This is a genomic window from Pseudomonas sp. P5_152, assembly GCF_033989915.1.
Taxonomy (GTDB): Bacteria; Pseudomonadota; Gammaproteobacteria; order Pseudomonadales; family Pseudomonadaceae; genus Aquipseudomonas.
Genome location: NZ_JASFAH010000002.1, coordinates 3,232,611 through 3,253,470 on the forward strand (window position 1 = coordinate 3,232,611; position 20,860 = coordinate 3,253,470).

Genomic DNA, 20,860 nt, shown 5'->3' on the forward strand with positions numbered 1-20,860 from the left:
CATGCTGGACAGACTGCTAGCCGTGTTGGTACTGGCGATCGTGCTGGGGATTCCCCTGGGCGTGATTTTCCTGGTTACCGGGCAATTTTTGATGGACTTCGTGTTTTTCTATCCGCTGTTCATGTCCGGACTGTGGATCGCCGGCGGCCTGTATTTCTGGCTGCACTGGGAACGTCACTGGCCCTGGGGCAAAGACACGTTGCCACCGCCGCTGGCCGGTGAACCGCTGATTTCGATCCTGATCCCTTGCTACAACGAGGGCGACAACGCGGCCGATACCATTCATGCCGCATTAGGCCAGCACTACCCGAACATCGAAGTGATCGCCATCAACGACGGTTCCAGCGACAACACCGCTGCCGTCCTCGATGCCCTGGCGGTGCAGGACCCGCGATTGCGCGTACTGCATCTGGCACAGAACCAGGGCAAGGCGGTGGCCCTGCGCATGGGAGCGATCGCTGCGCGCAGCGAGTACCTGGTGTGCATTGACGGTGATGCGTTGCTCGCACCGGACACTGCGGCTTACCTGGTGGCGCCGATGCTGGACAACGCCCGGCTCGGTGCAGTGACCGGCAACCCGCGGATTCGCACTCGCTCGACCCTGGTGGGACGGGTCCAGGTGGGTGAGTTTTCGTCGATCATCGGCTTGATCAAGCGCACGCAGCGGGTGTTCGGACGGATCTTCACGGTGTCCGGGGTGATTGTCGCATTCCGTCGTTCGGCGCTGGATCGGGTTGGCTACTGGAGCCCGGACATGATCACCGAAGACATCGACATCAGTTGGAAGCTGCAACTGGATCACTGGAGCATCTTCTACGAACCGCGCGCCTTGTGCTGGATCCTCATGCCGGAAACTCTCGCAGGTTTGTGGAAGCAGCGGCTGCGCTGGGCGCAGGGCGGTGCCGAGGTGCTGTTCAAGAACATCCGCGGCATCTGGCAATACCGCCATCGTTATCTCTGGCCCTTGCTGTTCGAGTACTGCCTATCGACCGGCTGGGCCTTCACCTTCCTGCTCTCGGTGATTTTCTGGGCCGTCGGCAAATTCGTCGAAATGCCCGAAGCCATTGCCGTGCATCACTTGTTGCCACCGGCCTTCACCGGGTTGGTGCTGGCGATGGTCTGCCTGCTGCAGTTCGCGGTCAGCATTCTGATCGACCGGCGTTACGAGCGGGGCCTGTGGAAAACCATGTTCTGGGTGGTCTGGTATCCCCTGGTGTTCTGGTTCATCAGCCTGCTGACGACCCTGGTGAGCTTCCCCAAGGTGCTGTTTGGTCAACACCAGAAGCGCGCGCGCTGGGTCAGCCCGGATCGTGGGATCAAACCGCTGAACGACGACGATGACGAGGTGCTCGAACAATGAAAATCATCAGAACCCGGCAACGGCCTTTCCTGGTCGTGCTCGACGCTTTTTTCACGCTGCTGGCCTGGGTCGGCCTGAGCTACCTGTTGGTGCGCGGCCTGTGGCCGTTGCTCAATACACACACTGGACCGCGCATTGAAGTCTCGGTGCTCGACGCCCTCGGTACGTTGCAACTCTACGTCTGGGTCGCCCTGCTCAATGCCGTGCTGCTGATTGCCTGGGCTCGTTACCAGCAGCGCAGGAGCAAAGGCTTCGCGCGTCGCCGAAAAGCGGCACCGGTGGTAGGTGACCATGGCTTGCAGGCAAGCTTTCGCCTGAGCAACGAGCTCCTGATGCAGCTGCGTCGGCCCGGGGTCATGGTGATCCACAATGACGAGGCCGGTGATATCAGCCAGGTGGTCACGGGTTATTTACGTCTCGATCAGTGCAATTACCAATAGATACCCGGGCAACTGAACGTACAGGGATTGGCGTCGATCGGTGAAAGCGCGCACTATCGAGGCAAATCCTGGCGAGTTGGAGGCCAGCTGTGACACAACGTATCGACCGCATTGCCCAATTGCTCAATTGCCCGGTCAAGGGCGAAGAAATGCGCCGGGCAATTACTGAAGCCCGCAAGGACTCTCTGCTGGATGACGACGATGAGGAGGATGACGACGAGCCATCCTGCGCGCCGGACGCTGGCGATGATCCCGACCCCCAGGCTTGACCCCTACCACCAGCTGCGATTGCTCTCCAGTTCGGCCCGGCATTGCTTGAGTTGCCAGCCGTAGTTTTTCGCCTGTTGCTCAACCTTGCGCGCCACCTGCATCAGCCAGGGTTTTTGCCGGTAACTCTGGCGGCTGAACCCGCCACGCCCCTCATGGTAGGCCAGGTACTGGCTGTAGGTATCCCACTTGGAAATCCCTAGCTGGCGCTGAGTGCCGGCGGCGTACCAACCGACGAACATCACCGCGTCGTCAAAATTGTCCCGCGAGCCGCCATTGCCGGTTGCGCTCTTGTACTCGCCCCACACCGGATCCTGCGCCTGGGCATAGCCATAGGCCGAGCTGACCCGACCCCAGGGAATCACCCACAGGAAATAGTCACGAGGGGGCAGGGCGTCCTCCACGAAGCTGCTTTCCTGCTTGATGATCGCCATCGCCACATGAGGCGGCAGGCCCCAGGCTTGCTCCATTTTCAGCGTGTCTTCATACCAGTCGGGGTACTGGCGGTAGATGCTGCAAATGTTGCCCTGGTCCCGCGGCGGCGTGGTCGAACAGCCTGCCAGCAGGGCCAGGGCCATGAGTACTGCGAAAAACCGTCCGTGCAAAAATCACTCAATTGGCGACGGGCCAATCCTTGTTGGTTGAAAGGGGGGTCTAAACATTTTCGCCTCCTGGGTTGCGGGCGAAACTGGATCCGGCCCCTCTGTGTGGCACGCAGCCGGTCAGATGTGCGTTGACCCGCTCGCGCTAAATCGAGCACTATCAGGTACCTTTTTTAGTACCTTGGAGTTTGCTCATGGAGCAACTACTCGCTAGCCGCTCAGTCAGCATCACCGAACTCAAGCGCAGCCCGAGTACTGTAATCGAGCTGGCGGGGTCTGAGGCTGTGGCAATACTCAATCATAACCGCCCCGCAGCTTATCTTTTACCCCATGCGGCTTATCAGGCGTTGCTGGAGCGCTTGCATGCCGCGCAAATACGCGAAGCGATAGCGGCCAGCCGGACTGACCCTCGGCCGGCAATAGACGCGGACACGATGTTCGCCGAGCTCGACGCGATCGTTGAGCAGGTCACGGCTGAACCAGGCCGTCCGTGAGGCAGTTGTCGTTCAGCGCCATGGCGCGCGACGATCTACAACACATTGCCCGCTATATCGCTCGAGACAATCGCACCCGCGCTCGAACCTTTGTTGATGAGCTGCGCCAGCGCAGTCTATTACTGATTGAGCAGCCGGATCTGGGCGTTGCGCGTGAAGACTGCGCCAAAGGTCTGCGCATGCTTACCCATGGACGCTACCTGATCTTTTATAGCGTGAGCGGGCAAGGCATCCTGATAGAGCGTGTTTTACACAGCGCGCGGGACCTCGGGCGTCAGTTCGCAATCGACGACCAGAACCTTTAGCGCACACGCAAGTCGCTATGATGAAGTCCCCTGCATGCAGATGCTCCCACAGCCCCAGTCAGTGAGACCTCAATGCCCAATCCATTGAACCCGCCATGCCAAGGTCGGCGGCAGCTCTTGCGACTGGCGGCTTGTGCACCGGTGCTGGCCTTGCTCGGTCCGCTAGGCGGCTGCTCGCGCAAGCCGCAGATGGACGCCACTTTCCTGCAGATCTGGAAAAGCCACGCCGAATTCAGCCGCGATCAGTGGGCGACGCGTATGGCGGCCATGGCTGAATTGGGCTGTGATGAGCTGGTGCTGCAGTGGGTGGGGTTGCTCGGCGGGGACGAGCCGGACTGGATGCTCCCAGACCCGGTGATGCAGGACCTGCTGGACACCGCCGGCGAGCATGGGATGAAAGTGCGTATCGGCCTGCCTTACGACAATGGTTGGTGGCAGGCGCTGTCGGCCACTGACGAGCCGACCCAGGCCGCGTTCTTCAGTGGGTCTTTGCAGGCGGCGAGTCGCTACATGCGCGAGGCGCCGTGGTCCGCGCATGAGCAGTTTGCCGGTTGGTACATCCCGTACGAAATCGAGCAGTACCACTGGACCGAACCCGCCCGACAGGAGCGCCTGGGCAAATGGCTGACGGCCTTGTCGGGGGTGTCGCAGAACGCCGGTCATGGTGTCCCGGCCATCTCCACCTACTACAGCACCCTGCAGACCGACGGCAGCCTGGTGCAACTGTGGCAATCGCTGCTGGCCCGCACCCAGCTGCGGCCCATGGTGCAGGACGGCGTGGGGGTGGCGGGCTGGAACAACCTCAAGGCGATCGAACCGCTGCTGCAGTACCTGCGTCAGCGTGGGGTGAAGTTCGAGGTGATTGTCGAACTGTTCGAGCAACTGCCGTCAGCGCGTAACGACGGCACTGACTTCAAGGCAGTTTCGGCAGACTACCCGCGGGTCCAGCGTCAGTTGGAGTGGGCCCAGACCACGGGCGCGGAACGCATCATCGCGTTTGCCGTCGATCCCTGGGCGACCGGTACCGACCCCCAGGCGCAACGCTTGCGCCAGCAGTGGCTCAAGGCGCGCTCCTGAGGTTGGCGCCAGCAGGGCTCAGAGTGAGCGCCCGATGATCTCGCGCATGATTTCACTGGTGCCACCGAAGATCCGCAGCGCCCGCGCATCGGCCCAGGCGCGGCCAATGCCGTACTCGGCGCTGTAGCCATAACCGCCATACAACTGCAGCAACTCGTCGAGAATCTGCCCCTGCATCTCGGTGGCATTGAGCTTGGCCATGGCCGCGACCACCGGGTCCAGGTTGCCCTCCATCAGTTGCAGCGCGCAGTCGTCGAGGAATACCCGGAGCATGGTCAGGCGAGCCTTGGCATCGGCCAGGACAAAGCGGTTGTTCTGGTAGTCGATGACGCGCTTGCCGAACACCTTGCGACCCCGGGTGTACTCCTTGGTCTGTTCGAGCATGCCCTCGGTCGACGCCGCGGCCCGCAGGGCGATGGCCAGGCGTTCACGGGACAGTTCGTGACTCATGTATTGGAATCCGGCATTCAATTCACCGAGCAGGCAATCCACCGGCACCCGCACTTCATCGAAGAACAGCTCGCAGGTGTCCTGGGCGTGCTGGCCGATCTTGCGCATGGCCGGGCCCTTGCTGAAGCCGGGCAAGCCTTCTTCGACACACAGCAACGACAGGCCGCGAGCGCCCAGTTCGGGGTCGGTGCAGGCCAGTACGATCACCAGGCCAGCGTTGACCCCATTGGTGATGAAGGTCTTCTGCCCGCTGAGCACGAAGTCCTCGCCATCGCGTACCGCACGGGTGCGGATCGCCTTGACGTCGCTGCCGGCACCGGGCTCGGTCATGGCAATCGCGCCGATGACCTCGCCGCTGGCCATTGCCGGCAGCCAGCGGTCTTTCTGCGCCTGGGTGCCGAGGTTCCAGAGATAAGGCGAGACCATGTCCGAGTGAATCGAGAAGCCGATGCCCAGGCAATTGGCCCGCGCCAGCTCTTCGATGACCACCACGGCGTGGCCGAAATCACCGTCGGCGCCATAGGGTGCCGGCAGCGCTGAATTGAGCAGGCCTTGCTCGCCGGCCTCTCGCCACAGTTCGCGCGGGGTCACCCCAGCGGTTTCCCATTGGTCGTAGCGCGGCACGATGCGCTCGGCGATGAAGCGTTGCACCTGCTCGCGAAACAGCAGGTGGTCTTCGCGGAATATCTTGCGCATGGGGAGGCCTATTTCGCGTAGAGGTCGGTGCTGCTCAGTTGCCCGCGTAGCACGGGCGCCGCAGCGCTGCCGGTGAGGAACAGGCTGTAGTGATCACCGGGCTTGAGTTGCGGCAACGCCAGTTTCTCGGCCGTGGCCTTGCCACAGCCGGCACTCAGTGACGCGCTCACCGGGTTGATGGCACGCGCAGCAGTGCTGAGTGGGGCTACGTCGGCAAACAATACCGGGCCGCCGTCAGCCACTGCCAGGCTGCCTTTGGGGCAATCGCTCGCCAGGTTATAAAAGCGCAGTTCGGCTTTCAGGGCGTCTTCGCTGCCGGCACTGTCGTCCAGCACCTGCAACTTGCCATCCTGCGGTACCAGGGTGTTGAAGCTGTCCGGCGCCACTTGCAGTTGGCCTGCGGGCTTGCCGTCGAGGGTCACGCTGAAGGCTTCGTTGCCCTTGACGATTGCATAGCTGCTGGCCAGTTGGCTTGGACCGATCGCTTGCATGGTGCCGTTGCTGATTTGCACCTTGAGGCTTTCGGCGCTCGGGTTGACCACCCGGACAAAGGCTGAGCCCGCCGGAGGGCGGGGCGCGTACAGCTGGGCCAGGACGCCTTCGGCCATGGCCGGGCCTGCCAGGCAAGTGCCCAGCAGCAGGGTGGCGCGAAGGGTAAAGGCACGCGGGTTCATGGTTGCTCCTTGGTGGGTTTCATGCGCGTTTCCCGGTATTGGGACTCCAGGCGCTTGCGGTCGACCTTGTCGGACACGTTGGTGGGGAACAGTCCGCAGGCCACCAGTTCCGAGGGCACCATGTAGTGCGGCAGGCGTTCGCCGAGGGTTTGTTTCCAGTCGTGCAACTGCTCCGGCAAGGGGCCGATCACCCCGGGCTCCAGGGTTTCGGGGGAGGAGACGAAGCCGATCATGCGCACCAGGCTGCCATCGGGACGGCGCAGGGCAATCGTGGCGGCCGCGTGGACGCCAGGCAGGCTGGCCAGCGCGGCATCGATCTCACCCAGCTCGATGCGGTAGCCGTTGAGCTTGATCTGGTCGTCGCGCCGGCCATGGAAGTACACCAGGCCCTGCTCGTCGATTTCGCCAATGTCGCCGGTGCGATAGGCGCGCTTGCCGTTGTGCAGGAACAGGCTCTTGGCGGTCAGGTCAGGTCGTCCGAGGTAGCCACGCATGACGTGGTCGCCGGCGATGCAGATCTCCCCGTCGTCGAGGAATACCTCGGCATAGGGCTTGGCCCGGCCGATCGACAGCGGATTGCGGGCGCCATCCAGGGGGCGCTTGATTTCGACCCAGGTGGTCGAGCAGGTCGCTTCGGTCGGGCCATAGGAATTGATGATGCGCGCGTCGGGAAAACGCGCCCAGAGCTGCTCGGCCATGGCCGGCGACAGCGACTCGGCGCCGAACACGAAGACCCCCAGCTGTGGCAGGTGGGCCTGGTTGAAATCGTCATTGAGGAACTGCTGGCGGACGAAGGCCGGCGTCGACGCCCAGACCTGCACCCCGGTATCGGCCAGGTAGCGCACGAAGGCGTCGGGCGCGGCGATGGTCTCCCGTGGGCAGAGTACGCAGGCGCCACCCAGGGCCAGCGCGCCACACAGGTCGAACAGCGAGAAGTCGAAGCTGAACAGCATCTGGTTCATGAACGCCGGACGCGGCCCCAGTGCCAGGCAGTCGCGGATCCAGCTGGCGAACAGCGCGACGCTGTCACGACCGATCTGTACGCCCTTGGGTTCACCGGTACTGCCCGAGGTGAACATGATGTAGGCGATGCCCGGCTCCGCCAGCGGCGCGCAGACTGCGGCACCTGCTTCAAAACGATTGAGGGTGGCGTTGTAGCACTGGGCGGCGGCGACCCGTTCGGTGATCAGCTTCAGGCGCTCAGGTGGGTTGATGCTGTCGACGGGCACGTAGGTGATGCCCAGGCGCAGGCAGCCGAGCATGGCCACCACAAACTCGATCTCCTTGTGTCCGCTGATCACCAGCGCGTGGCCCGGCAGCACGCCAGCCGCCCGTGCGCGGTGCTGCCAGGCATCGGTAGCCGCCAGCAACCCGGCCCAACTGATCTGGTGCTGGGCGTCGCTCAGCGCGGGCGCTGTGGTGGCCTGATCCTGTTCGGCGAAATCACATCGATCAAAGTCAAAATACATACAGCCCCCTGAGTAGTGAGGGACGGCGCGGGCCGTCAGGCTTTCTGGTTTTCCTCGACAAAGGCGGCCAGAGCGTTGACCGACTCCAGGTGTTCTTCGATTTCGGTTGGTGGAACCTTGCAGCCAAAGGCCTTTTGCACCGCCAGCACGATATCCACGGCCGTCAGCGAGTCGACCAGGCCGGATTCGATCAGCAGATCGTCCGGTTCAACGGTGGACTGGATCACGTTGGCGACGATCTCGCCGAGTTGGGTTACGAGTGCTGCATTGGGTGTGCTCACGAGGTCATGCTCCGCTAGTCATTGATCAGAATTGGAAGTACAGGAAGCGCGCTTCCTTGTGCAGGTTCATCAGGCACAGAAACAGCAACGCCGCCAGGATCACCAGCCATTTGAACGTCGGGGCCCAGCGCAGGAAGGCCGGTCCGGTCGGCTGCGCCTTGGCCAGTGCCGGTGAGAAGGTGCCCATGATCTGGTGCGAGTTGGGCAGGAACCAGACCACGCACAGCAGGGCGATGATATGGAAGATAGCAAGGTGGCGGCCCATGAACATCCGCCAGGCGTCGCCCCAGGCGATCTGCGCCGGGTAAACCACGTTCGGCAGGCTGTCGAACCCGCGCAAGCCCAGCATGCCCTCCACCAGCCGCAGCGCATCCTCGGTGTCCTCGGCGCGGAAGAATGCCTGGGCGATGATCACCACGGCGAAGGTCAGCAGGACGTAGCCGGCTTCCTTGAGGCGGTTGTCCTTGCGCGCGGCGACCGGTGTGCGGCCCACCACGAAGATGCGCCAGGCGTGGTTGATCGACAGGTAGGCGGCGTGCATCAGGCCGAAAATCAGGTACTGCAACCCGGCGCCGTGCCAGATGCCGGCCAGGCCCATGGTGAAGGCGGTTGGCAGGATGATGGTGGCGGCAAACCCGCCCAGGCTCGACACGCCCTGGGTGCCCACCGGCAGGTTGCGCTTGGTGCGGTAGCGCGACACCGCCATGGCCACCGGGTAATAGAGGTAGGCGGTCAGGTAGCGGGTCAGGGTCATGTGCCAGCGCGCCCAGAACTCGATGATGCTGCTGGCCTTGTACGGCGAGTTGAAGTTCAGCGGGAAGCGGATGCCGAACATCTTCGCCAACCCCAGGGCCATGTCCGAGTAGCCGGAAAAGTCGAAGTACAGCTGCAGTGCATAGGCCAGGCCCGTGCCCCAGGCGGCCCAGAACTGCAACTCGCCCGGTTGGGCGAAACCGGCATCGGCGTAGGGTGCGATCGGGTCGGCCAACAGCACTTTCTTGGCCAGGCCGATGACGAACAGCATGCCGCCGACGCTGAGGTTCTCGGCGTTGAAACGGTAGGTTTCGCGCTTGGCGAACTGCGGCATCATTTCCTTGTGATGCAGGATCGGCCCGGCGATCAGGTGCGGGAAGAAGGTGACGAACAGCACGTAGCTGAGCAGGCTGCGTTCCTTGACGATGCCGGCGCGGCAATCGAGCAGGAAGCCGATCTGGGTGAAGGTGAAAAACGAGATGCCCAGCGGCAGGATGATGTCGTCCAGGCGACCGCTGCCAAACCCCCAGTCGTGGGCGAAGTTCATCAAGGTGACGAAGTACTTGTAGTGGATCAGCAGGGCGATGTCCGCCGCCACCCCGATTGTGGCCACGGCCAGTTGCAGGCGCGGTCGGTGGGCGGTGCTGAGGATGACCTGGCTGATTGCATAGTTGAAGGCGATCGAGCCGATCAGCAACATCACGAACTGCGGGTTCCACCAGCCGTAGAACACCAGCGAGGTGATGCACAGCCATACGGCGGCCATCCGCGGGCTGATGGCGCTGAACAGGTAGTGGGCCGCCAGGGTGACCGGTAGAAACAGGAAGAGGAAGAGATAGGAGTTAAAGAGCATGGTCGTCCTGTTGCTTAGGCAATGTGGCCAGCACGGCGCGTTCGTCGGCCGTCAGCGGCAGGGATAGGGCCATCTCGGAAAACTCCCAAATGACCAGCTTGAGGCTGGTAGGCCATTTGTCACGTTTGGCCAGGGCGGCGAGCAACGCGCCGGAGAACTGGCCACCGTCCATGCTCTGGTTCCACACCTGGCGCCCCAGGGAGATCCCCAGGCGTTCGGCAAACTCACTGCGCCGGCCGTTGGAGCTGCCGGCCAGCAGCACTTCCACGGGAGGCGTGTCATCCAGCAGGCCGCCACTGCGCAGCGGTTCGATACTCACCGGCTGCGCCATGTCGAGGGCGGGGCGCCAGGTCGGGCTGGCCTGTTCCAGGCCGGCCAAGCTGATCAGGTCGCCCATGCGCGGCACGGCGGGGCCTGGGGGCGAAACGTTGAACGCCTGGCTGCCCTTGCTCCCCAGCAGTTCCACGGCCTGCGTCCCAACCACTTCGGCGGCTGCTTGAGCGCCGACTGCCGTCATGTGTACATCGGTGTGGAAAAAGCGCGGCTCGTTGCCTTGGGCCAGTGCGGGAAAAAGGTCGCTGTGGGGTACGCCGGCACGCGCCAGGCGGGCTTGCCAACCCTGCAGGCGGGCCTGCAGTTGGGTGCTCTGTTGCAGGCCGCAAAGGCCTTCGGTCTGCACCCGCGACTTGTCTGGCACCGTCACCACCAGCACTTGCAGGCCATGTGCACGCAGGTCGCCGACCCAGTGCTGCATCAGGCGCACCCGGGCTTCATAGGCGTCGTGCACCCCGGGTTGCGCGCGCAGGCCGTCGCGATAGAACAGCCAGTTCGGGCAACCCTGGACCACCTGCGCGCCCAAGTCACCGAGGAAGCGATAACGCACCGCCGAGCTGATGGTGTCTGCCTCGTCCTGCAGCGGCAGTTTCATCACGTGTCCGAGCACCTGGCCGGCCGAACCGTCAACCCAGGCCGAGGGTTTGAGTTGTCCTGGCTCGAGCTTGGCGTGCAGGAGCATCCAGATGCCGACCGCCTGCCCGACCAGCAGCAGGCCGATGATCGCGGCGGCGCTCATGCGGTGCGAGACTGGTTTTTGCTCGTTTGCCATCGATCAGCGTCCCAGTGCGCCATGCAGGCGTTGGCGCCAGGCGCTGTCGCTCATGATCGAGGCGTTGTCCCACATGCCCGACGCTTGCGGACCGTAGGCGTAGCTCGGCTCGAACATTTGCCACACCAGCACCTGCGGTGGGTTTTTCTTGAAGTCGGCTGATTCCAGGTATTCCAGGAGCATGGTCCAGTGGCCGATGTTGCCCGGCTTCCAGTTCACCGACACCGGGCGGTCGAGGGCATTCGACAGTTTCTGCGGGAAGCCGAAGTACGGCTGCACCATGCTGTGCCCGGTGACATGCACCGGTGCCGGTGCGGCATCCAGCAGGCCGCCGGTGGTGTCCTGGCGGCGCACGACAAAGGTTTCGCGGCCGGTGGCCTTGCGTTGCTCTTCGGTCAGGAAGCGCTCGGCGAGGTCGCCATAGCGACGCTCCTTGAACTCGCTGCCCAGGGCCATGCCGGTGCCGGGATTGCCCTTGAGGTTCGGCACGTCGCGCTTGATCTGCTCGGCAGTGGCCACGGCGGTGGCGTCGGCGGCGGGCTGGGTCCAGTGCTGGTCGGTGCGGTAGAACACGTCCTTGCCCGAGTTCTTCAGTTGGCTCAGTACGGCGGCGTCGTCGAACGTCGAGATACCGGCCTGCTTGAGCTTGCCGAGAATCGTCTGGTAGCGCTGTTTGACTTGCGGGCTCAGGGCTTTGTCGGCCGGCAGCTTGTCTTGATAGAACAGGGTCTTGTCCGGCAGCAGCAGGACCTGCAGTTTCACGCCACGGGCGGCCAGGGCCTGGCGCGCGTCATTGATCAGCGCGGTGTTGGTGTCGATGGCCTTGTTGTCGACCACGGTCAGGCTGCCCCAGCCCGGAAACAGCCAGCCATCGCTGCCGCGAATCACCAGCGCGGAGTCTTCGGCGTGCGCGGTAGCCATCGACAGTGCCAGCGTCATGCCGAGCAGGGGGGCGCCCAGGCGTTTGAGTGGTTGGGTGACCAGACGTGCAAGTGACATGGCAAAGGTCCTTATGACTAGGGGGCTCAATAGGAAAAAATCAGGTTCATGAACAGCCCTTTGGCCCGTTCCGTAGCACCACCGCCAATTGGGTAGCGGTACTGCATGGACCAGCTCAGGGAGGAGCGTGGAGCGTTGTAGTGGTCTTCGCGGAACCAGTAGCGAACCGCAACGCCGGGGCCGACCCCCATGGACCATGAGGTGGCGTCATTGGTCAGTGACCAGTCCTGGCTGACGTTGCTCAGGTCGATTTGATCGTTTTTACCGAAGTCCAGGCCGGTGGCCTGGTCTTTCTGCCAGATCCAGTCCACGGCCCCGACGATGTGCGGGAACACCACCACGTTGGGCCCCAGTTGGTCGAAGCGCAGGCTGCGACCGACCCGCAGCTCACTGCTGGCGAACACTTGCTGGCGCTTGAGCTGGCCATCGGTCTTGGCCAGTTGCCGGGTACGGCTGCCCTGGTTGTCCACGTCATAGGCGGTGAAGGTCGCGTCGTTGTCTTCCCAGGCATACCCCAGCTGTGCGTAGCCATCCATGGTGAACCAGTTGGATTCATTGGTGCGCAGCTCAGTGCCTTTGTAGAACCCGTAGGTGATGTACGAGAGCCAGCCGCCGGCATCGCTGTCCAGTTGATAGCGGGTCATCATGCCGTTGATCGCGGGACTGTTGGTGGCTGCGTTGGCTTCGTTCTGCTCCTGGATCGCGTTCTGGATCGCGCATTGGTCGCCGCGCTTGGACGGGTAGACGGTGCCTTCACGGGTCGCCGAGCCGAGGAAAAACCGGCGCTCCAGGCCAAAGGTAAAACCGGTATCGGCCAGCATGTAGCGCACCCCCAGCGAACCGATGGTGCTCGGGAAGCCGGAGGTGGTACTTGAGCCGTTGGTGCGGTCATTGCTGTCGCGGTTGTCGAGGGTCGTCCTGCCACTGCAGGGGTCGACGAACTGGCTGGACTCGAACTCGCTGCCTTCGTCATACAGGGTGTTGGTCAGCCGCCCGTAGACCTCGAGAATACCGTTCTGGTCATTGAACTGGGTGGGTCGCCAGTACAGCTCGGAGGTGCTGAACAGCGAATCACCTGCGGTACTCAAGCCGGCACCGCTGCTGTTGGTGGTGGGTTGTGCCCCGCGATAGCCGAGCGACACGGTCGCGCCCCATTCACGATCCAGTCCGGCAATGGCGCCACGGGTGTTGTAGCGCTGTTGGTCATCCAGTTCGAGTTGGTTGGCGTCGGCCATGTCGATGGCTTTCTTGAGTTTCTTCACGGCTCCCGGGTTGTCGCCCATGGCCGACTGGGCATAGGCCTCGTTGAGGATCACCGTCGGCGGCGCCTTGCCGGTGGCCCGTGCAGCGCTGAAGTCCTGGAGCGCGAGGTCCGGCTGGCGATTGCGCTGGCGCACGTAGCCGCGCTGCATGAACAGGTCGGCGTCGTTTGGCGAAGCGGCGAGGGCGCGGGTCAGGCGCTGCTCGGCCTCGGCGGCCTGGGCCGCGTTGCCCGAGGCCAGGGACGTGGTCAACAGGCGCTGATAGTCGGGGTTGTCTGGTGCTTGTTCCACGGCCAGGCGCGATTGCTTGATTGCTTCCTGATAGTCCTGCCGGCCATAGGCGGCGTAGGCTTCGGTGGCAGGGCCAGCCGGACCGGTGACCTGGTCGGAGGGCAACAATTCGCACTGGGTGCCATAGGGTGTGTCATGGCATGACTGGGCAGGCGCGGGGTAGAGCGTGGTGGTCAGCTTGGGCGCTGGCTTGTTGTCCTCGGCGAGGATTTCCCGGCGCTTGAGGACGGCTTCGTCGCTGGCGTCCATTGGCCCGAGCAGTTGTTCGGCGCGGGCGGTGTCACCGGAAGCCAGCGCGCCGTCGATTGCGATCAGGCGCACGTTGCGGCGTTGATCGTCGTCCAGCCAATCCTGGGCCATGGCCTCGTCGAAGTCGCCACGGGCTGAGTCTTTCTTGCCCTGGAGCTGGCGCAGGTACGCACGCATCACCAGCATCACGGTGTTTTCGTCGTTCTGTTCCAGGGCCTCAGTGGCCGCCTGCTCGGCGGCGGCGGGCTGTTTATCCTGGAGCAAAGCGGTGACCAGCAACAGGCGCTGGCTGGTGAGGTCCGGCGCGAGGTTCACGGCCTCGCGGGCCAGCCTGGCCGCTTCGGCAGGCTGGTTGGTGATCAGTGCCTGGTAGGCCAGTTGGGTCGGCCGTACGGCCATGCGCCGCTGCAACATGGTGCGGCGGGCCTCGATGTCGCTTTTGTTCGGCGGGTTCAGGGCGATCACCTGGTCGGCGGCGCTCACCGCCTCGGGCCATTTCTCCTGGGCCTCCAGCGCGTCGAGCCAGAGCAGGGCCCACGTGCCCTGGCTTGGGTCAGCGCGGAAGGCTTGCTCGCCATCCCGGGCGGCGGCGGGCATGTCGCCGGCGTTGTAGGCGGCATACCCTTTGGTCGCCAGCGGGAAGCCACGCTGATAGGCCGCCGACGGTCCGCGGCCGGTGGCGGCGGCTGTCTTGGGTTGCAGGTTTTTCACGGTGGCGCGCAGTGCCGGGTCGTCAACGCCGCGTTTGATCGCCGCCTGCGCGGCCTGGCGTGCCTGAGTGATGCGTCCGAGCTTTTGCAGGGTATAGACCTGCAACAGGTTCAGGCGCACCACATCGGGCCGCAGTTTCAGCGCGGCATTCACCTGCTCCAGCGCATCGCGGTAACGGCCGGCCTGGTAACTCTTGTACGCCAGGTCCGCCTGTTGCCAGGCTTCGCCCTCCAGGGGCGCCTCATAGGCGGCGGCCGACACCGGCAGCGGCAGGAGCGTCGAGCTGCAGAGCAAGGCTGCGGTGAGCAGAAGTAAACGCGAAGTAGGGATCATGGCGTCTCTGAGGAGCGTTGTTCAGTGGGACCGGCAGCAACTGGCTGGCCCGTGTCGTTCTGGAATGAGATCGCTTCGCTCAGGGTGGCCTGGTCGAGGTAGCCGTGCTCGAGCAGGATCTGCCCCAGGGGCTTGTGTTCGGCGGCCTGGGCTTGCAGTGCCTTGTTCAGGGATTCCTGGTCGATCGCCCGCCAGGACATCAACAGATCCCCCAGGCGCAGGCGTTGCTGGACCAGTTGGTCGGAGGACGGGAAGTCATGCATGGTCTTGTCCCAGACCAACTGCTTGCCGAGGAACAGGTGGCCCAGGTACAGGCGCCAGGCCCGCGCGGCGGCCATGGCATTGATGAAGTTGCCGATGATCATCCGCGGTGCCGACAACAGCGCGTGTTCCCAGCCATACAGGCGGCCGACGAAATACCCGCGTTGCAGCACCCGCAGGCTCAACAGGATGCCGTTGGCCCACATCAACTGCATCAGCCCGCTGTGGGGGCTGAACACCGATGGGTAGTAGGTCGTCCACCAGTCCATCGAGGTCATCACCATGAACAGCAGGTGCTGGGCGAGTAGGATGTAGGCAACAATTGCCACGAAGGAAGTCACCAGGCCCTTGCGGTCGCGATATAGCAGGTACTTGGTCGCCAGCGAACCTTCCCAGCCAACCTGGCTCCAGCCCTGCAGGCCGATCCCCAGGGTCCAGCGGGCCTTCTGCCGATAGGCGGTGCGGAAGGTGTCGGGGAAGTACTCGCGTACGCCGAGTGGCATATGAATCGCGACCATCTTCGCTTCACCGTGGCCGAACCACTTGGCGCGTCTGGCGATGTAGTCGACCGGGAATTTGCCGAAGATCTGCTTCATGCCGCGCCGTGCCAGGCGCGCACCGATGTCGTAGTCCTCGGTGAGGGTGGCGGTGTTGAACGGCTGGTTGTTGGTCTCTGCCGAGAGTTCGAGCAGGGCCTTGCGCGAGAAACAGGTGCCGACGCCCGCTGACGGGACCATTTTCGACATGCTTTCACGCACCACCAGGTCCTTGGTGTGCCACTCGGCGAATTCATCCATGTAGGTACCGGCCACCAGTTCATACCAATCCCGCTCCAGGGACGTGACCGGCAGCTGGATGAAGTCGATGCGCGGCAGCAGGTAGTTGAAGTAGTGCAACTCCAGGTGATGCAGCACGTCTTCGCTGTCATGCAGGACGACCCCGGCAAACGGCTCGGGCTGGCGCAGGTCCTGGGCGAAGATCGCCTGGATGATCCAGTTCAGGCAGTCGGCCTTGCAGGTCGGGCCATCGTGGGGGACTTCGACGCGGATCAACTGCTTGTAGCGCCGACGCATGCGTTCCACTTCTTCAATGGTGCGTGCGTCGTTGCAGTAGGTGCCGACGAAGATGGAGTAATTCTTGTACTCCAGCGACCCGACCATGTTCTCGAGCATCGGCGCGATCACGTCGTACTCGAGCCAGGCCGGGATCATGATCGCCAGCGGTTGCTCGCGCTTGGAGCGCAGTTGTTCGGCCGTCAGCGCCTTGTAGCGGCGCTTGACCATTAGCGAACGGTACGCCTGGCGAACCCAGTACCAGCCATCGATGAACAGGTCATCGAGGCTGGAGAGCATGATCAGCACGCCCACGATGACCGTCACGATCTCCAGGATGTGGTAGTAGTCCGCAAGCAGATACGGCAGGTAGAGCGAGGACATGAGCTGTTCCCGTGGTCGTTACAAGCCTTGTTTCTTTTTGTGGCGACGCGCCAGAACACCCAGTACCAGCAAACCGAGCAGGGCCGCAGCAAACAGCGGCAGGGCCCACGCCAGGTACTTGCGCCACTCATGGAACGGCGATTCGCCAAGGCCCATCGACTGGACCAGCCCAGGCTCGGAGGTATCGACCCAAGTCAGCGGACCGTCCACACCCAGCACTACGGCGTTGCCCTGGTTGAACACGAACGGTGCCCCCGGGGTCAGCACCTGGTCGCCCAAGGCATACCAGACCACCCCGTGCTGGCTGTTCGAGTCGACCACCGACGCCGCGCTCAGCGGTTGCGGACCGGTCAGGTCAAGCAGGCGTTTGTCGTCACCACCGGCACGCAAGCGCTGCAAGTCTTTGACATCGATCAGCGGCTTGGCCCCTTCCAGCGGCACATCCAGTGACAGGAATGGCTTGCTTGGTTTGAACGGCTGGCTGCTGTCGGCCAGGGTCAGTTCGGCATTGACCGGTGATATCGATGCGGCGCTGGCCAGGCGGATGATCTGGCGCAGGTTGGCCGCCGGGGTATCCAGGGCGGTCTTCGGCACGATTACCTGGGCATTGCCTGCCAGCAATGGCAGCAGGCCGACGAAGGTGCCGTCCGGCTCGGCATCGGAGGAGCGCAGGTAGCTGCTCGGCAACACGTTGACCGGATACCCCTGGGGAATTTCGGCGCAGTTTGGCGAGACCGGCTGGCGCTGGAAGCGCACCTGCAGGTTGTTGGTCACCCCCAGGGCATAGCCCGGGACACGGGCGGTCAGGCGCTCGGGTTTGCCGTCGGCCTTCAGTTGCTTGGCACTGAGCAGGACCCCGTTCCACAGCACCGAAGCCACCGGCAGGGTGATCGACGCCCCTGGTGCGGCGGCCACATCCAGGATCAGCTCGCCGGGCATCCGGCCCTGGACGGCCACCGCGCTCAGCGGGAATACGGCATTCCACTCGCCACGGGTCACCACATCAAACGCGGTGGTCGAGCCACCGAGTGTGCCGACACGCAGTTCACGGTCACTGCCGTCCCCGGTTTCACCGGCTTGGTGAATGGTTGCCTCGGCGGAAACAAGCACGTTGCGCCAGTGCGAATCGAATACTCCAGCGGCCTTGGCCCCGGCGTCGGCGGCCACGCTGATCACGGCTTGATGGCCGAGGCTGGTCAGTTGAATCTGCTGGCTGCCCGGGACTTTCTGGGCGGCGCTGGCATGCCGGCTACGCCATTCTCCCAGGGCCTTGACCGCGTCTTCATCGTTTTGCAATTGATCGCGCAGGGCATCCAGCGCGGTGTTGATCTGGCCGACCAGCGCGGCGTCGGCAATTGCCAGGTCAGCCCGGGTCGCGGGTGCGTCGAGCACCAGCAAGGCGCCGAGTTCGGCGGCGTTGGCCAGGGTGTGGCGGTCTTTGCCCGTCAGCGCGGAGAACGGCGCGACCGTGCTCAAGGCGGCAGGAATCTTCAGTTGATCGATAGCGACCACGTCGCCCACGGCCGGGAAGGCCTTGACCTGGGCCCGTTTGGCGTTGCGTTCCAGGGCCACGCCCAGGCGCCAGGTGCTGTCGAAACTGGCTTGCTCCAGCTTGCCGGCGGCGATCAGGATCACCGGTTTGCCCGGCAGCGTGCTCCAGGCATCGGCCAGGGTATTCAGGCCACGCATCGAATAGCGATAGGTCAGCGCAGTGTCGGGCGACAGGGTCAGCACATTGTTGCTCTGGCGGGTGGGCTCGCACAGGCGTTGGCCGCTGGGCGAGCTCCAGTCGATGGTGAAATCGACAAAACCGGACTCATGGCGCCGGGCTTCGACTGGCAGCAGCCTAGCCAGGTCCCCTGCGCGTTCGGTCACGCTCTGGGTATGCAGCGGGCGACCGTCTACCGACAGGCGCAGGGCGGCCGGAGCCTCTTCGCCCTTGATGAAGTTGCCCTGGATGTTGATCGAGGCCGCATCTAGCGCAACGCCTTTGGGCACTGGCAGGAAGAACGACTGGTGGTTGTCGCTTTCCTGCAGCACCACCGGGTTGGTGATGCCCATGTCGGCCAGCGAAACGCTGCGCTGCACCCAGTCGTCCTGGGCCAGTGTGCGCAACGCATCGCTGCCGGGCGACGCCATGGCGATCAGCGGCGCGGCTAAAGGTGCGACGAGTACGACCTGCTTGAGGAGGGTAAGGCACTGCTGGCGATTCGTAGGAGTATTCATGCGTGGTTATCGGCCGCATCTGAAAAGTGAAAGTTCACGACTGCCCTGCGCATTCACGTCCTCGGTAGGTGGCGTGAGTGTCGGGCAAGCGAAGTACACGGGCTCAGTGGCGGTGCTCAGCTTGGACACAAGCTGGAATACAGATCTGACAAACGGGCCGGCATGAGCTCGAACGTAACTGTCAGTGCAGGAGGGGCAAATGGCCATTGGTTGTCCCTGTGGCAGCTTTGGATCCATCCCCGCATTGGCACCCACACTGTGGAGTGCCGCAACGTCATGTGTCAATATTTTGGTATAAATTTTATTATTTTGTGCGCCTTTGGTTTGGCGTGACGTAATTTTGACTATTCAGTTTAGCCGATGGTCGGGCGGATTGCCGGGATGGGTGGATCAAACTCACTGAATTGGCGGCCGGTGAGTGCCGAAATGATCCGTGTTGTGGCGTGTCCGTCACCGTAGGGATTGACGCTGTGAGCCACCCGTTGATAGTGCTCGGCGTCGTCGAGGAAGGTCTGCACGGCGCTGACAATGCGCTCCTTGCGAGTCCCGACCAGTGTCACCGTTCCGGCACTCACAGCTTCCGGGCGCTCGGTGGTGTCGCGCATCACCAGCACCGGTTTGCCGAGGTGCGGGGCCTCTTCCTGAACACCGCCCGAATCGGTGAGGATCAGGTAGGCGCGGCGCATGAACCAGACGAAATCCAGGTAATCCAGCGGCTCGATAAGGTGGATGTTGGGCAGGCCGGAAAGGGTCGACATCACGACGTCGCGCACCTGTGGGTTCAAGTGCACCGGGTAGACGATCTGCACATCCTCACGCTTGGCCAGCGCCGCCAGGGCCGAGCAGATCTGGATGAAACCATCGCCGAAATTCTCGCGGCGGTGACCGGTCACCAACACCAGGCGTTGTGCCGGGTCGACCCAGGCATAACGCGCGGCCAAGCTGGCCTCCATGTCCGGGTTGTGGTCGAGTTTGTGCAGCGTCAGCTCCAGGGCATCGATCACCGTGTTGCCGGTGACATAGATACGGCCTTCGAGGTTTTCCTTGAGCAGGTTGTCGCGCGAGGTCACGGTCGGTGCGAACAGCCATTTACCCATGACGTCGACCACGCGCCGGTTCATTTCCTCGGGAAACGGCTGGGTCAGGTCGCCGGTGCGCAAGCCAGCCTCGACATGCCCGATCGGGATGCGCCGGTGGAACGCGGCCAGGCTGCAGGCGGTTGCCGTGGAGGTATCGCCGTGCACCAGCACACAGTCGGGCTTGACCTCTTCGAGCAGGGCATCGACCCGGGTCATCAAGCGCGCGAACAGACCATTGAGGGTTTGTCCTGGGAGCATCACGTCCAGGTCGTGGTGGGTCTTGATATCAAATAACTGCAGCACCTGGTCGAGCATGTGGCGGTGTTGGCCGGTGGTGCAGACAATGCTCTCGATGCCTTCGGTACCGGCCAGGCCATGGACCAATGGGGCCATCTTGATGCCTTCGGGGCGGGTGCCGAACAACGACAGGACTCTCATGTTTTCTCTATCTCCATACAGGGAATGACCCCCGGCATGCCGTCCCTTGGGGTACGCCATGGTCAGGGTCGAAGCAAACGACGCCTGTTGCTGCGCTTGACTGCTACTTCCGTGAGCTGCGCAGCCCTTCTTATGTTGGTGGTCGCCGGACGGTTTTTGTTCCGCAGGCAGCATGAAAGGTTTTTTGGGGCGGGCACGGTGAGTCGGTTCGAGGTCTGATCGGCCAGCGCGGTCGAGTGTATGTCCTGTGCTGGCCTGGAACCGCTCGACAAATATATTTCCAAATGTAACAAGTCTAAATGCTTAATGCTTTGTGCATGATTTTGCTCTTCGAAGGTATTGAAAATCTCCTTCAGTAATATTTTATGATAATGAAATTATCACCCAGTATTTTCTCCTTTTAATTCTCGAAACATTCGCGCCCAATCTTCTTTGCCGTTGTTTTAATGTGGGTATTGACGGCGTGAACTTTTTTCTTTGACGCCAACTTTTTGCTGGTTAGTATCCTTGTAAGCGAACCGTTTTCAGTGTGCTGGGAAGTTCTATCACGACGGTTTTTGCTTACTTCTTGCAGCTTTTCAAAGGCGTGCTGGATACGTTTTACGAAAGGATGCGATTCCCGATGACGGGCAAAAGACAGGGAGCGTCTACGGTGATCAACCCCCTCCGCAAGCGCTGGTTCCTCCGCTTGATGCCCTTGCAGCATGGCGCTGCAACTCCCCTGTGCAAGTCCAACTTCCCACGTGCTG

Annotated in this window: 18 protein-coding genes and 1 pseudogene; 6 read left to right on the forward strand and 13 right to left on the reverse strand. The window is 62.9% G+C overall.

What is annotated here, in order from left to right; genetic code table 11:
• The first annotated feature begins 1 nt into the window (after position 1).
• The 3 genes from pgaC to QMK50_RS14730 all read left to right on the forward strand — a co-directional run bounded on the left by pgaC (position 2) and on the right by QMK50_RS14730 (position 2,069).
• Entirely contained in the window at positions 2-1,360 is a 1,359-nt protein-coding gene (gene pgaC / locus QMK50_RS14720; protein WP_320333375.1) for a poly-beta-1,6-N-acetyl-D-glucosamine synthase, read from the forward strand.
• On the forward strand, positions 1,357-1,800 hold the full coding sequence (pgaD, locus tag QMK50_RS14725) for a poly-beta-1,6-N-acetyl-D-glucosamine biosynthesis protein PgaD (RefSeq protein ID WP_095170863.1): 444 nt from the start codon (positions 1,357-1,359) through the stop codon (positions 1,798-1,800). Before pgaC ends, pgaD begins: the two co-directional genes overlap by 4 nt.
• A gap of 89 nt (positions 1,801-1,889) precedes the next feature.
• On the forward strand, positions 1,890-2,069 hold the full coding sequence (locus tag QMK50_RS14730) for a hypothetical protein (protein ID WP_095170865.1): 180 nt from the start codon (positions 1,890-1,892) through the stop codon (positions 2,067-2,069).
• A 3-nt stretch (positions 2,070-2,072) separates the two neighbouring features.
• Here the strand turns inward: QMK50_RS14730 and QMK50_RS14735 are convergent, their stop codons facing one another.
• Positions 2,073-2,645: a hypothetical protein gene (locus QMK50_RS14735; protein WP_095170867.1), complete on the reverse strand. Its 573-nt coding sequence runs from the start codon at positions 2,643-2,645 to the stop codon at positions 2,073-2,075.
• 218 nt (positions 2,646-2,863) lie between these two features.
• Between QMK50_RS14735 and QMK50_RS14740 the strand changes: the two genes are divergently transcribed.
• The 3 genes from QMK50_RS14740 (at position 2,864) to QMK50_RS14750 (ending at position 4,545) form a co-directional block, all read left to right on the forward strand.
• Complete coding sequence (locus tag QMK50_RS14740; RefSeq protein WP_095170869.1) at positions 2,864-3,163, forward strand: type II toxin-antitoxin system Phd/YefM family antitoxin; 300 nt, start codon at positions 2,864-2,866, stop codon at positions 3,161-3,163.
• A gap of 20 nt (positions 3,164-3,183) precedes the next feature.
• Positions 3,184-3,468 (forward strand): type II toxin-antitoxin system RelE/ParE family toxin, encoded by a 285-nt coding sequence (locus tag QMK50_RS14745; RefSeq protein ID WP_256585536.1) that lies wholly within the window; start codon positions 3,184-3,186, stop codon positions 3,466-3,468.
• A 72-nt stretch (positions 3,469-3,540) separates the two neighbouring features.
• Positions 3,541-4,545 (forward strand): DUF4434 domain-containing protein, encoded by a 1,005-nt coding sequence (locus tag QMK50_RS14750; RefSeq protein ID WP_320333376.1) that lies wholly within the window; start codon positions 3,541-3,543, stop codon positions 4,543-4,545.
• Between the two features lie 18 nt (positions 4,546-4,563).
• Here QMK50_RS14750 and QMK50_RS14755 read toward each other — a convergent pair whose 3' ends face one another.
• The 12 genes and pseudogenes from QMK50_RS14755 to QMK50_RS14810 all read right to left on the reverse strand — a co-directional run bounded on the left by QMK50_RS14755 (position 4,564) and on the right by QMK50_RS14810 (position 20,817).
• Positions 4,564-5,691 (reverse strand): acyl-CoA dehydrogenase family protein, encoded by a 1,128-nt coding sequence (locus QMK50_RS14755; RefSeq protein WP_320333377.1) that lies wholly within the window; start codon positions 5,689-5,691, stop codon positions 4,564-4,566.
• A gap of 8 nt (positions 5,692-5,699) precedes the next feature.
• Positions 5,700-6,365, reverse strand: a complete 666-nt coding sequence (locus QMK50_RS14760; RefSeq protein ID WP_320333378.1) for an alginate O-acetyltransferase AlgF — start codon at positions 6,363-6,365, stop codon at positions 5,700-5,702.
• Entirely contained in the window at positions 6,362-7,834 is a 1,473-nt protein-coding gene (locus tag QMK50_RS14765; protein ID WP_095170879.1) for an AMP-binding protein, read from the reverse strand. The genes QMK50_RS14760 and QMK50_RS14765 overlap by 4 nt, the downstream gene beginning before the upstream one ends.
• 35 nt (positions 7,835-7,869) lie before the next feature.
• A complete protein-coding gene (locus QMK50_RS14770; RefSeq protein ID WP_095170881.1) occupies positions 7,870-8,115 on the reverse strand; it encodes an acyl carrier protein in 246 nt (81 codons plus the stop codon).
• Positions 8,116-8,140: 25 nt separating this feature from the next.
• Complete coding sequence (locus tag QMK50_RS14775) at positions 8,141-9,721, reverse strand: MBOAT family O-acyltransferase (RefSeq protein ID WP_320333379.1); 1,581 nt, start codon at positions 9,719-9,721, stop codon at positions 8,141-8,143.
• Positions 9,711-10,826, reverse strand: coding sequence for an alginate O-acetyltransferase AlgX-related protein (locus tag QMK50_RS14780; protein WP_320333380.1), 1,116 nt, complete (start codon positions 10,824-10,826; stop codon positions 9,711-9,713). The genes QMK50_RS14775 and QMK50_RS14780 overlap by 11 nt, the downstream gene beginning before the upstream one ends.
• Positions 10,827-10,829: 3 nt before the next feature.
• Positions 10,830-11,825, reverse strand: coding sequence for an alginate O-acetyltransferase AlgX-related protein (locus QMK50_RS14785; protein WP_320333381.1), 996 nt, complete (start codon positions 11,823-11,825; stop codon positions 10,830-10,832).
• A gap of 26 nt (positions 11,826-11,851) precedes the next feature.
• A complete protein-coding gene (locus tag QMK50_RS14790; RefSeq protein WP_320333382.1) occupies positions 11,852-14,671 on the reverse strand; it encodes an NfrA family protein in 2,820 nt (939 codons plus the stop codon).
• Positions 14,672-14,724: 53 nt separating this feature from the next.
• Positions 14,725-16,368: pseudogene (locus tag QMK50_RS14795) on the reverse strand (glycosyl transferase family protein); the annotation flags it as partial.
• Positions 16,369-16,386: 18 nt separating this feature from the next.
• A complete protein-coding gene (locus QMK50_RS14800) occupies positions 16,387-18,594 on the reverse strand; it encodes a hypothetical protein (protein ID WP_320333383.1) in 2,208 nt (735 codons plus the stop codon).
• 353 nt (positions 18,595-18,947) lie between these two features.
• Positions 18,948-20,111: a non-hydrolyzing UDP-N-acetylglucosamine 2-epimerase gene (gene wecB / locus QMK50_RS14805; protein ID WP_320333384.1), complete on the reverse strand. Its 1,164-nt coding sequence runs from the start codon at positions 20,109-20,111 to the stop codon at positions 18,948-18,950.
• A gap of 400 nt (positions 20,112-20,511) precedes the next feature.
• Positions 20,512-20,817, reverse strand: a complete 306-nt coding sequence (locus tag QMK50_RS14810) for a hypothetical protein (RefSeq protein ID WP_143501281.1) — start codon at positions 20,815-20,817, stop codon at positions 20,512-20,514.
• Between the last annotated feature and the right edge of the window lie 43 nt (positions 20,818-20,860).

What these genes read in the sequence shown, in the direction of transcription:
- pgaC (WP_320333375.1), top strand. Translation starts at nt 2, where the DNA reads ATGCTGGACAGACTGCTAGCCGTGTTGGTACTGGCGATCGTGCTGGGG.
- pgaD (WP_095170863.1), top strand. Translation starts at nt 1,357, where the DNA reads ATGAAAATCATCAGAACCCGGCAACGGCCTTTCCTGGTCGTGCTCGAC.
- QMK50_RS14735 (WP_095170867.1), bottom strand. Translation starts at nt 2,645, where the DNA reads ATGGCCCTGGCCCTGCTGGCAGGCTGTTCGACCACGCCGCCGCGGGAC.
- QMK50_RS14740 (WP_095170869.1), top strand. Translation starts at nt 2,864, where the DNA reads ATGGAGCAACTACTCGCTAGCCGCTCAGTCAGCATCACCGAACTCAAG.
- QMK50_RS14745 (WP_256585536.1), top strand. Translation starts at nt 3,184, where the DNA reads ATGGCGCGCGACGATCTACAACACATTGCCCGCTATATCGCTCGAGAC.
- QMK50_RS14750 (WP_320333376.1), top strand. Translation starts at nt 3,541, where the DNA reads ATGCCCAATCCATTGAACCCGCCATGCCAAGGTCGGCGGCAGCTCTTG.
- QMK50_RS14755 (WP_320333377.1), bottom strand. Translation starts at nt 5,691, where the DNA reads ATGCGCAAGATATTCCGCGAAGACCACCTGCTGTTTCGCGAGCAGGTG.
- QMK50_RS14760 (WP_320333378.1), bottom strand. Translation starts at nt 6,365, where the DNA reads ATGAACCCGCGTGCCTTTACCCTTCGCGCCACCCTGCTGCTGGGCACT.
- QMK50_RS14765 (WP_095170879.1), bottom strand. Translation starts at nt 7,834, where the DNA reads ATGTATTTTGACTTTGATCGATGTGATTTCGCCGAACAGGATCAGGCC.
- QMK50_RS14775 (WP_320333379.1), bottom strand. Translation starts at nt 9,721, where the DNA reads ATGCTCTTTAACTCCTATCTCTTCCTCTTCCTGTTTCTACCGGTCACC.
- QMK50_RS14780 (WP_320333380.1), bottom strand. Translation starts at nt 10,826, where the DNA reads ATGGCAAACGAGCAAAAACCAGTCTCGCACCGCATGAGCGCCGCCGCG.
- QMK50_RS14785 (WP_320333381.1), bottom strand. Translation starts at nt 11,825, where the DNA reads ATGTCACTTGCACGTCTGGTCACCCAACCACTCAAACGCCTGGGCGCC.
- QMK50_RS14790 (WP_320333382.1), bottom strand. Translation starts at nt 14,671, where the DNA reads ATGATCCCTACTTCGCGTTTACTTCTGCTCACCGCAGCCTTGCTCTGC.
- QMK50_RS14800 (WP_320333383.1), bottom strand. Translation starts at nt 18,594, where the DNA reads ATGAATACTCCTACGAATCGCCAGCAGTGCCTTACCCTCCTCAAGCAG.
- wecB (WP_320333384.1), bottom strand. Translation starts at nt 20,111, where the DNA reads ATGAGAGTCCTGTCGTTGTTCGGCACCCGCCCCGAAGGCATCAAGATG.
- QMK50_RS14810 (WP_143501281.1), bottom strand. Translation starts at nt 20,817, where the DNA reads ATGCTGCAAGGGCATCAAGCGGAGGAACCAGCGCTTGCGGAGGGGGTT.